Annotated in this window: 9 protein-coding genes; 7 read left to right on the forward strand and 2 right to left on the reverse strand. The window is 41.3% G+C overall.

Features of this window, described 5'->3' with window-relative positions; translation table 11 throughout:
• Nucleotides 1–495 precede the first annotated feature (495 nt).
• The 7 genes from IM322_RS17730 to IM322_RS17760 all read left to right on the forward strand — a co-directional run bounded on the left by IM322_RS17730 (nt 496) and on the right by IM322_RS17760 (nt 4974).
• Complete coding sequence (locus IM322_RS17730; RefSeq protein WP_287677105.1) at nt 496–882, forward strand: hypothetical protein; 387 nt, start codon at nt 496–498, stop codon at nt 880–882.
• A gap of 134 nt (nt 883–1016) precedes the next feature.
• On the forward strand, nt 1017–2120 hold the full coding sequence (locus IM322_RS17735; RefSeq protein WP_287677107.1) for a hypothetical protein: 1104 nt from the start codon (nt 1017–1019) through the stop codon (nt 2118–2120).
• Between the two features lie 110 nt (nt 2121–2230).
• On the forward strand, nt 2231–3022 hold the full coding sequence (locus IM322_RS17740) for a collagen-like domain-containing protein (protein ID WP_287677109.1): 792 nt from the start codon (nt 2231–2233) through the stop codon (nt 3020–3022).
• 16 nt (nt 3023–3038) lie between these two features.
• Entirely contained in the window at nt 3039–3482 is a 444-nt protein-coding gene (locus IM322_RS17745; RefSeq protein ID WP_287677111.1) for a hypothetical protein, read from the forward strand.
• On the forward strand, nt 3482–4288 hold the full coding sequence (locus IM322_RS17750; protein WP_287677113.1) for a hypothetical protein: 807 nt from the start codon (nt 3482–3484) through the stop codon (nt 4286–4288). Before IM322_RS17745 ends, IM322_RS17750 begins: the two co-directional genes overlap by 1 nt.
• Before the next feature lie 56 nt (nt 4289–4344).
• Nucleotides 4345–4524 (forward strand): hypothetical protein, encoded by a 180-nt coding sequence (locus IM322_RS17755; protein WP_287677115.1) that lies wholly within the window; start codon nt 4345–4347, stop codon nt 4522–4524.
• Between the two features lie 81 nt (nt 4525–4605).
• A complete protein-coding gene (locus IM322_RS17760) occupies nt 4606–4974 on the forward strand; it encodes a hypothetical protein (RefSeq protein WP_287677117.1) in 369 nt (122 codons plus the stop codon).
• Here the strand turns inward: IM322_RS17760 and IM322_RS17765 are convergent.
• Both IM322_RS17765 and IM322_RS17770 read right to left on the reverse strand, forming a co-directional pair.
• The gene (locus IM322_RS17765; protein WP_287677119.1) at nt 4961–7402 is read right to left on the reverse strand and encodes a virulence-associated E family protein; all 2442 of its coding nucleotides are present in this window, start codon (nt 7400–7402) and stop codon (nt 4961–4963) included. The genes IM322_RS17760 and IM322_RS17765 overlap by 14 nt on opposite strands.
• Nucleotides 7403–7526: 124 nt before the next feature.
• On the reverse strand, nt 7527–7633 hold a 107-nt coding region (locus IM322_RS17770), incomplete at its 5' end, for a transposase (RefSeq protein ID WP_287672076.1).

Here is a 7633-nt window from a genome sequence, read left to right on the forward strand (position 1 = left end):
CAGGTGGTCAACTACCTAATTTTCAGGGAAAAAGTACCTGAATTTTCCCCCTGATCACTCCCATGCCTGGTACTTTTTGATTGACAAAAAGTCTAAAAGTCTTACCCAACAAGGTTTTTAGATTTATTCAGCAGACCCTACCTAAAAAGAAGGTTAGAAACTAAGTACATCAAAGCTTTCAGCTTACCAAATTAGGTTACACTTCATCTTGACGAGAAAGGCTACATTTACAAAACCTAGCAGAATAGGAAGTAAATACAGGGCTAATTTTATTGTTTTTCCGATGCCAAGACGCGGATTTGAACCGCGGACACGAGGATTTTCAGTCCAAAAAGCAAAATCTGAAAACCAAGGCCAAACAAGCGTTTTGGGATGACCTTTTTATTCTATACCTAAATTTGAACTAAAAAGCCTGTAATTTTCGTGTTACAAGTGTATATTTTGGCTGGTCTAAATGCTCTAAAATTGGTATTGTAAAAAAATTTATTTAGATTTATGGGCGTTCCTGTCACTTTTCTTTCTCCCAATAGTCGATCCCTTCTCGGTAGTACAATCACCAATTTAGTACCCACTGAAACTTATCTGGTTGTGCCTTGGTCCGAAATTTCCTCAGCTTTACAATCGGGATCTTCCACACCTAATACCTTGGAAGATTGGATCGCGGCTATCAATTATACCCTCGTCGATCGATCTTTGACAGATATCAATCCCACAACACAACAAAAACTCACCGCAAGCCGCCGATTTATAACTCAAATAAATGGTAAAGGGCTTGATAATGGAAACTTTGAATCTGGTGTTGACCTAGTGGGTTATCAAATTACCACCACGATCTACACGCCCGACCCTTCTCCCGTTCGCCCGCCCGCAACTGATCTCTAGAAATGCCATACAGTCCCCCGCTTGTAAAGCCGCCTCTTTCTCCCCTGCGGCCTCCGGCTCCCCTCCCCTTTCGTCCGCCGGGGCCGATTCGGCTGCCTCCTACACAAACCGCGCCTATCTTCTCCCCCCCTACTTTGTTACCGCCTACGGGGAGAGATTTAAAAGGAACAATTTGCATTTATGCCAATACTCCTATCTGGGAGCCTAAGAAAATTCGCTACAGGTATCCGGGAGAAATTTGGCAAGAAATAGCGGGGGAAACATATTCAATAGAAATTGATGGAGGCTGGAATCCTTTACCTTTAGATACGTATCTGGTAGTTTTTAGTGCTCAGATTTGGTGGTGGGGCACTAATCTCGGCCCAATAGCGACTTGGTCCAATTATGCGGAAGGAGGGTTTCGATTGGAATCTATTATTTCCGAAACTCCTGATGAATGGACAGGGCGTATCACCCGTGTCAACGTTTCGACAATACTAGCAACGTTGAAATCCAGAAGATTCTTGCTGTGGGACAGAAACGGAACCAGGCCACTAAATCTCATAGGACCTTCCAGACCATCTGTGGAATATGAAGATTTTGCGTGTGATAAAACATATATGCCCTCGTGGCTGCCTATAATTCCTTCGGCATTGACTGGTACATCATGCAGTGCCTGGCCTTGGATTACGCTGAATCTGGAGGCCTCTTTCCATAATACTGGGGATTCAGCTAGAGGCCACGCTTGTCGATGGGGAAGTATTAAAATTGATCGCGTTGTTCGAGTATCCGATAATCAAGAAATCCCTCCTAATAATCAATGTACTTTTAAGGTATTTAATGTTTTCAATCAAGAAATCCTATCAATCACTAGAGATGTTTGCCCGGAGGTGATAGTAGTCCCTGAAAGATGCTATTATAAAGCTGAAAATGAGCGATTAGTCCGAAAAATTGATGTTGGCTTTTTTCAGAATCTAAGAACTGAGTATAATGGAAATTGTGCTATAGTTTGGCTTGATGCCCCACCTTTACCATTTGCTACGGAAATATTCAAAGAATGTTCTGATAATCCTAGTTGTCCACCGCCTAAAATTCGGTTTGACAAAAAATGCGAGGAAAAATGCGAGCAGTGTCCACCAGGAACTGCTATTAAGGTATTATTAGGAGGTAATATAGCTTGTGTCGATTCTGTTGGTTGTGTGCTAAAAATTGTAAAATTCAAGCCGGGCTGTAATAATTATGATTGTATTTGTAGTTAATCTTATTCCTCTATTGATGATTAATTACTTGATTGTTTTAGATGAATCTGTTAAACATTCATGGATTGGATATACTTTGTTAGAAATTTACATTTTATATTTGATTAATTATGGCTAATTGTGTTTTCAGTGGTCCGAAAGGCGATCCAGGCCAACCGGGAAGGGATGGGAAGCCCGGGAAAGATGGAAGCCGCGGACAAAAAGGCGATAAAGGCGATAAAGGCGATAAAGGCGATAAAGGCGATAAAGGCGATAAAGGCGATAAAGGAGAAAAAGGCGATAAAGGGAATAAAGGCGATAAAGGAGAAAAAGGCGATAAAGGACAAAAAGGCGATAAAGGAGAGCCTGGGAAAAACGGAAATAATGGAAGGGATGGAAAAAACGGAAAAAATGGAAGGGATGGAAAGGACGGAAATAATGGAAACCGCGGACCGAAAGGTGAAAAAGGCGATAAAGGCGATAAAGGTGATATTGCCGATCTCAAACCGATTAGCTGCGGATTATCCTTAGTTTTTAATCCTATTTCGTGCGTGCTCACGGCTAATTTAAGAGTCGATAAATGCTCTATTACTACCAGTGTATCCATGTTTTGCGATATTCAAAGAATAATTAATGAGATTCAAAATACAAGTCGTGCGATTAGCTTGCAAGCAAGCAATAATCACACTCAAAATATTGGCAAATCTCAAGAAATCCTGAATGAGATACTAAAACTCGATCTTGAATGTGATAATGGATTGAACGTAACGTTGCCTATTCTGAGGGGGATTGAAGTAAATGTTAACAGTAATCTCAATTTAACTAATCAAATTAATTCAAATGTTAATACGGTAAACAATAATGTAATAGACGTTAAATCGAGTGTAATTACTACTAATCAAAATATTTTTCCTTTCGCTTAGATATTTCAGAGGCTTTATGACCGCCAATAATTTAGATTTAATCAGAAAGTTTGTATCTGGAGAAGATACCCCCACAGTAAAAGAGCTTTATCTCTTGGCTTTGCAGAGTGTTTGTCAAGAATTTATTCAAGCAATTAATACTTCTGCTTATTTCTTGGCAGAAATCCAGCCTAATCTTAATTCTCCTGATTCCATTTTCTTGGCTACAGCCAAGGCTAAACTGGCTGATTTATTACGGTTTGACCAAGTGATTCCCTATCGAATTACTGAACTGGCGATGAGAGAAGCCGTGATAGGAAGCAATCCTAAAATTAATTTACAGCTATCTCCCGAAGGTAAATTAATCCCTCCCGGTGAAAATGAGATCCACAATGCTGTGGCTTCTCAATTAGCCGACGATTCTTTAATCAAAGAGTTACTTCTAAAAGGAATTATCAAACTTTCTTTAGCAATAGGATAATGACTAAAATTTTTATTAGCAATCCTGTGGCTCGTGCTTTTTCCCCTCGTGATATTGGTCCATCCTTAGCTTTTTGGTTTACCGTCAAGGATGCCAGTAGCATAATTCTAAACGGATCGAACGCACAGGAATGGCGCGAGAGAAGTGGCTATGATCGGCATATTTCCGCTCCTGCCGCAACTAACAGACCGTTGTGGGTTTCATCAGCAAATGATGGTTTGCCATTGTTAAGATTTGATGGCGTTGACGATATCTTAAGGAATGCGACTACCGGAACAGCAGGGTTGGCTAATGTCACGATTTTGGCAGTTCTTCGATTTGTTAGTGGGGAAAGAGATGACTTACCGATTATTTTGGGTGGAAGTATTTCGGGAGGAGCAAGAAGCCTTTACAGAGCAAACAACGCGACAACTTTAGGAATGGCTGGAGTTTTACGCGACATTTTAACATCAAATTATTCTACTGATATTGGGGGAAAGTTTCATCTTTTTGAGATGTGGAATACAGCCTTGTCGGGGGGAAGCCATGTATTTTTGGGGAGAGATGGAATAAATAATGGTTATACCCCTAATAATGGGGGGGTGCTAAACCTAACAGGTAACGGGTTTTCTGTTGGCTCGTGGATTACCGATATAAATAACTTCGCCAGCAATATAGAAGTTAGGGAAATTTTGGTTTTTTCCACTGCTTTATCAATGAACAATTTACAAAAATCGAGGGGATATTTAATGCACGAGTGGAATATGCAAGATCTTTTGCCAGCCAATCACCCGTTTAAAAATCGTCCTCCCTTAGTCACAGACTAATCAATTAACATGATTATTATTTTGTTATCTTTTGTTTTTCCTTTGTTATGCCAAGAATGTCTAAAAAAAATAAAATTGCCTTAATCTTTATTTTTTCTGGTCTATTGAGTGGAATTTTATTAAGTCTGGTGTTATCAGAGGAAAAGTTAGTTATTGCTATTAGTTTGCCCAGTGCTTTAGTTGGAGGAGGCTTGTCCCAATGGTCGTCAACTCAAAAGGAAAATGAAGATGAATAAACTACAAATTAACTAGAAAATCTTAACGCACTCGTTTGAAAGCCTAATATTCAATTATTAAATTTATCCACAAGTGAAATAATGCCGTCACAAATAATCACTAACGGAAAAACTCCTAACACTTTTGTTTCTCAATGGCAGAATGATTTAGGACACTTGATTTTAGGAAGCAAAATAACTTTAGATTTTAATCCAGTTATTAAAGCCAGCGGGTTAATTGACAATTTTGTGATCGTCCATTATCAAGCCAAGCCTATATTTTTACGGCGTTTTGGCGTAGTCGCTACTGGCGAATATTTTTCGGTTTCGAGTATCGAGGCCAAAACACCCTATCGCAGTGTTTTAGTCCACGAGACCAACCTGCTCTTTCCCCCTAATGGAGTCCTGATCCACGCCAATAGTCGTGTCGTCGTGGATCAGGGTGGTGTAGCGACGATCATTCCCGCCTGACTTTATGCCCATTGCCATTACTCTCGTACCATTTAGGCTTTTTCCCGATGAACCTTAAACTTTCGCCGGAATAAGTGGACCCGTCGGCTAATTGGTAAAGAGTCCATGTCTCTCCCGTAGCGGTGACAGTTCCCTCCCTAATGCCTATCACTTCGCTCTGTCTTAACTCGTCGAAAAGTATCTCTTTGTATTTAACCTGATCGCCAATCTCTAGACGATCGCTTTTTGGTGGTTCTTTTTGCTGTGGAGAGGGAAAATTATCAGAAATATTTTTTTCTAAATTTCCCGAATTCAGAGGATCAGGTGGATCGCCCAAGCCTGAAACCCGCTCACCATGACCGTTTTGAGGGTGATCCACTAGGGTGATCGTGGGGTGATCGGTTAATTCTTTTATGGGAACGATCACCTGTTCATCTGTACTGCTTAAAGATTTTACCCAGACTCGCTGACGCGCTTTCCCAACGATTTTGCGTTCCCATCCGTTCTTAGTCAGACACCGAGCAACCCGGCCTTGTACCCGCTTGTCTTGCATCGAAATATCAATATTTAAGGCTTCTGATAGGATCGCCCGAATTGTTACCTGAGTTTTTTCTCCCTCAGAGAGCCACTCTAGTATAACCTCTTCCCATGTATCTGCTTCTAGAAAATGCTCGTTATTCTCTTTGGCTAGTTGCTCCTCTTCATCGGTTAAGTACCATTTTTCACCCGCCGCATAAGCTGCTACCGCCCCTGACCAGATAGCATTGCGCTCTTGAATCAAAAGATCAGTGTCAATCCTCTCAACCCCCACGGGAATAACCCAATATCTCCGGTTCCCCGTCGGATCAGATAAAAACTCACCCTCGTTAGTCGTTCCCACGAGAATCTGCTGCCGTGGATGATTAGCCGTTTTCCGCCCGTACGGTTCCCGGAAACAGTCGGCTGTACAAGTTATGAAAGCTTTTAGGTCTCCTGACTTTTTCTTGTTTAAGACCGAGTCAATCTCAGACCATTCGATGATCCAGTTTCGATGAAGCTTTAAAAGCTCATCCTTGTTATCCCCATCTTTAAAATCATCATTGAACCAGTCCCGACCCGTCAAATATTTAAAAAAGCTGCTTTTTCTAACACCGGTCTTACCTTGTAGAACTAAGGCCGTGTCCACCTGACACCCCGGCTGGAAAATCCTAGCCACAGCAGCGATCAAGGTTTTTTTCAGAAAAATATTGTATAGAGGATTCTTTGTACCGAGGTATCTTTCGGCCAAATTGTCCAAAGATATCGGAGGAACCTTGTTGGCTACAGCCTCCAGATAAGAACGGACGGGATGCCACGAATTTTCCTTAGCCACCAACATAAACACATCTAAGGCCAAGGCTTTACCGGCTTTAATACCGTGATGAATTCCTAGTTCTAAATAAGCATTGTCGAGATTGTACTCTTCTCGATCCAACTCAACTTCTCTGGTCAGTTCATTAAAACGCAATCTTGACCCAAAAGTCGAACTAACGTACTGATATAACTTTCTAACGTTTAACTTGAGCAACGGACCTGAATTGTCTGTATCCTCAAGATCAAAACCTCTTGACAGCTTTCTTTCCTCAAGATCAATCGCAGGCTTAATAGGCTTACCCCAAATTGGACTATCTACAATCGATCCGATTAATCCATCAAGATTATTCGATCCTTGTTTCAGCCAATCGGCCACATCAAAACCCTTTGAATCAGGAAGATCAATCCATTCCCAATTAGAAAAATCGGGAAAACACCACGAAAAGGGAATACTTGCCCGCCGGAGCAACTCCGCTACTTTTTCCCCGTGCTTTTTCCCCGGTACATCTCGATCGGGACAAATGATCACCCTTTTGGCCCCGATCAAATTTTCCGTATTGAAGCCCGACCACTTCCCCGCCCCCCTTAAATTAGTAGTGGCAATATGCCCACTTTTAAGGAAAAGTCGATTAAGGGCATCAACGCAAGCCTCACCCTCGACAATCCAAATAGTGTCACCCCGCTCAATAGCTTTTCTTACTGCCGAGTACCCATACACTGGCACGGTTTCTCGATCGATCGGGCCAGTTCCCCTAGCCAACTCCCCCGATTCCGAGTAATGCCACTGAGAAAAGGACTTTTTACCGTGGCCATCATCGGTTCGTTTGACTAAAATTAATCTTTTACCGGATATATCGTAATAAGTCCATGATCTTGATGCTTTCAGACAAACCTGCTTAGTAAATCTTTCCTGAATCATTCGATATTTCCTCGTTCCGTCCTTATCAAAATATTCAGTCGATTCCCAACCGGCAGCTGGTTCGGCCTCTCGCTTGCACACCCCATACAGCACACCACTCTCGGAAGTGTACTCGTAACACCATTTATTCTCGTTTTTCTTGCCACAGTGAGGGCATGGAGATGGATAAGTTAGCGATTTTGTGTTAAAATGATTCATAATTAATAAATGAAATATAGATTAATTTCGGACAGCAAAACCGTTTTTGCTGTCCTTTTTTTGATTAACTGGCCGGATTACAGGAAAACTTTGGGCTCTTCTGGTTTTCGTGTGTTAATTTTTGTTATGAATTAAAGCAAGCAAACAGCTTAAGTCGAAGATGTTCAAAATTGGTAAATCCATAACTTATTCTTTTAATAAGCTTTATTTTGGTATTCATTCCCTCAATTA

Source organism: Microcystis sp. M109S1, from assembly GCF_020247025.1.
Taxonomy (GTDB): domain Bacteria; phylum Cyanobacteriota; class Cyanobacteriia; order Cyanobacteriales; family Microcystaceae; genus Microcystis.